This is a genomic window from Brevibacillus sp. SIMBA_040 (assembly GCF_046535075.1).
Taxonomy (GTDB): domain Bacteria; phylum Bacillota; class Bacilli; order Brevibacillales; family Brevibacillaceae; genus Brevibacillus.
This window is the reverse complement of the sequence record NZ_JAWRXI010000349.1, coordinates 1-246: the sequence shown is the minus strand read 5'-3', so window position 1 is coordinate 246 and position 246 is coordinate 1. Positions and strand designations below refer to the sequence as shown.

Here is a 246-nt window from a genome sequence, read left to right as displayed (position 1 = left end):
AGCCTGCGCCTTCAACAGATTCTCATCAACTTGGCTGGTAATGCGCTGAAGTTCACCGAGTGTGGTGAAATTACCGTCAGCCTGCATGAGTGTGTTCGTCATGCCGATGCTGTCCGGTTGCGAATTGCTGTGACCGACACTGGAATCGGTATCAGCGAGGAGCAGATCGAGCGAATTTTCGACGGGTTCAGTCAAGCCGAGGCTTCCATCAGCCGTCGCTATGGTGGAACAGGCCTGGGGCTGGTG

General features: G+C 55.3%; 1 protein-coding gene. It reads left to right on the top strand.

Translation table 11 applies throughout. From position 1 onward, the window contains the following. A partial coding sequence (locus SB752_RS33075; protein WP_410719607.1) for an ATP-binding protein occupies positions 1 to 246 on the top strand: 246 nt, incomplete at both ends.